Annotated in this window: 3 protein-coding genes; 1 reads left to right on the top strand and 2 read right to left on the bottom strand. The window is 44.5% G+C overall.

Translation table 11 applies throughout. The features are described from left to right. The first annotated feature begins 42 nt into the window (after window positions 1–42). A complete protein-coding gene (petL, locus tag CALSC_RS03220; RefSeq protein ID WP_143288135.1) occupies window positions 43–138 on the top strand; it encodes a cytochrome b6-f complex subunit PetL in 96 nt (31 codons plus the stop codon). A gap of 263 nt (window positions 139–401) precedes the next feature. On the opposite strand, the gene bioB is transcribed toward petL, so the two are convergent. Together bioB and CALSC_RS03210 are read right to left on the bottom strand one after the other, a co-directional pair. Further along, complete coding sequence (gene bioB / locus CALSC_RS03215) at window positions 402–1,415, bottom strand: biotin synthase BioB (RefSeq protein ID WP_088239978.1); 1,014 nt, start codon at window positions 1,413–1,415, stop codon at window positions 402–404. Window positions 1,416–1,690: 275 nt separating this feature from the next. Continuing rightward, window positions 1,691–2,017, bottom strand: a 327-nt coding sequence (locus tag CALSC_RS03210) for a WD40 repeat domain-containing protein (protein WP_200817547.1), incomplete at its 5' end; no start/stop codon positions are given.

The raw sequence follows: 2,017 nt of genomic DNA, 5'->3' as shown, positions 1-2,017 counted from the left end.
AATGATTCAATATAAATAATGAACTATTGTGGAGAAACGTAAATGTTAGGCGTAATTACTTACCTGGTTTTCTTAGCTTCGTTTACTGGTATTGCGGTTGTTTTACTATTCGGCTTACGCGCCATTAAGTTCTTGTAGGATAGACAATGCCCTCTCGGGGCGGGTGTGAGGAGTGTGGGAGTGAGAGAGTGTGGGAGTGAGAGAGTGTGGGAGTGAGGGAGTGATGGAGTGAGGGAGTGAGGGAGTGAGGGAGTGAGGGAGTGATGGTTGGGAGTTAAGATTTTTTATCGTTCTCTCTTTCCTTCTTTCCCTCTTTCCCTCCTTCCCTCTTCCACTCTTTCCCTCTTCCCCTCCTTCCCTCCTTCCCTCTTCCACTCCTTCCCTCTTCCACTCCTTCCCTCTTACCTCACTTCCACCAATGGAGTCGCAACTTTTTCCCCGCGTTGAAAGGGAGGACGCATTTCCAATCCCAGTAAATCCAACATTTCTCTATCTGCGTCATAACCGGGACATGGAGTGGTGACGGTTAACATTTTGCCATCGTCACTGGAAAAAATGGAGTTTGCCCCTGCCATAAAGCAAAAAGCTTGCTCAACCTGGGATAATCTCGCTCTACCGGCACTTAAACGCACGTCAGAACTAGGCATAATCATTCTGGCAGTAGCAATCATCCTCACAACATCCCAAATGGGCACATCTGGCTGATTTTCTAGGGGTGTGCCTTCAACTTGGGAAAGAATATTAATCGGTACGGATTCTGGATGGGGATTTAAATTCGCCAAGGTATGCAACATTGATACCCTATCTTCCACACTTTCACCCAAACCGAGAATACCTCCAGAACAAACAGTCACATTGGTTTGCCTGACATTATCAATAGTTTTCAGGCGATCGCCATAGGTTCTAGTGGTAATAATTGTACTGTAGTATTCTGGGGAAGTATCTAAATTATGGTTGTAGGCATAAAGTCCCGCAGCTTCTAATTTTTTTGCTTGAGAGTCTGTGAGCATACCCAAGGTGCAACATACTTCCAGTCCCATATCAGTCACATCTTTGACCATATCTAGGACTCGATCAAATTGGGAATTGTCTTTGACTTCCCGCCAAGCAGCACCCATACACACACGACTGATACCACTGGCTTTGGCTTCCTGGGCAATATTTAAGACAGTTTCTTTTTCTAGGAGTGCTTGGGGTTTAACTTCTGTTTTGTAGCGAGAAGACTGGGCACAGTAGCTACAATCTTCTGGACAAGCACCGGTTTTAATGGAAATTAACTTACAAACCTGTATTTGTTGGGGATTATGATATTGGCGATGGGTGCTAGCAGCTTGATAAACTAGCTCTAGCAATGGCAAATCATGTATTGCCTGAATTTCTTCTATTTGCCAATCGTAGCGTATTCCTACTGACATCTTTTGTTATTGTTTGATAAATGTTGCTAGGTGGATTTTGGATGGGGAATTATCCTCAGTTCTGTTGCATTTTTATATTAAGTAGGTTGGCGTGATTAAATGTAAGATGTCATTGCGAGGAGGAACGACGAAGCAATCGCAATGACTGGGATTACTTCGTTCCTCGTAATGACGGAGCATATTATATTTATTTGTACCCACCTACTTACTGAGGTCAGAAATAGCTTATCAAGATTTTATTGATGATGAAGGGAAATCATTGAGTATTTTAACAACTACTTGTTCACTGCAATACCATCGCAAACCCGCCGATCCTTCTTCCTAACATTGGGATTATGGCGCAGATAATCCCCAGCCCAAGCACAACCCTTTGCCATCAAGTCATCTAAATCCAGATTCCACAGCTTGACGGTGTTGTCCTCACTGGCGGAGGCAATGGTTTTACCGTCCGGGCTAAAGGCGACACTGATGACATCACCACTATGACCTTTAAGGGTTGCTAATTCCTGCCCATTCAAATTCCACAGCTTCACCGTGTTGTCCGTACTGGCGGAGGCAATGGTTTTACCGTCCAGGCTAAAGGCGACACTGGTGACACCACC

Source organism: Calothrix rhizosoleniae SC01 (genome assembly GCF_900185595.1).
In the GTDB taxonomy this organism is placed as follows: Bacteria; Cyanobacteriota; Cyanobacteriia; order Cyanobacteriales; family Nostocaceae; genus Calothrix_A; species Calothrix_A rhizosoleniae.
The sequence above is the reverse complement of the archived record's forward strand: the minus strand, read 5'-3'. Positions and strand labels throughout refer to the sequence as shown.

What these genes read in the sequence shown, in the direction of transcription:
- bioB (WP_088239978.1), bottom strand. Translation starts at nt 1,415, where the DNA reads ATGTCAGTAGGAATACGCTACGATTGGCAAATAGAAGAAATTCAGGCA.
- petL (WP_143288135.1), top strand. Translation starts at nt 43, where the DNA reads ATGTTAGGCGTAATTACTTACCTGGTTTTCTTAGCTTCGTTTACTGGT.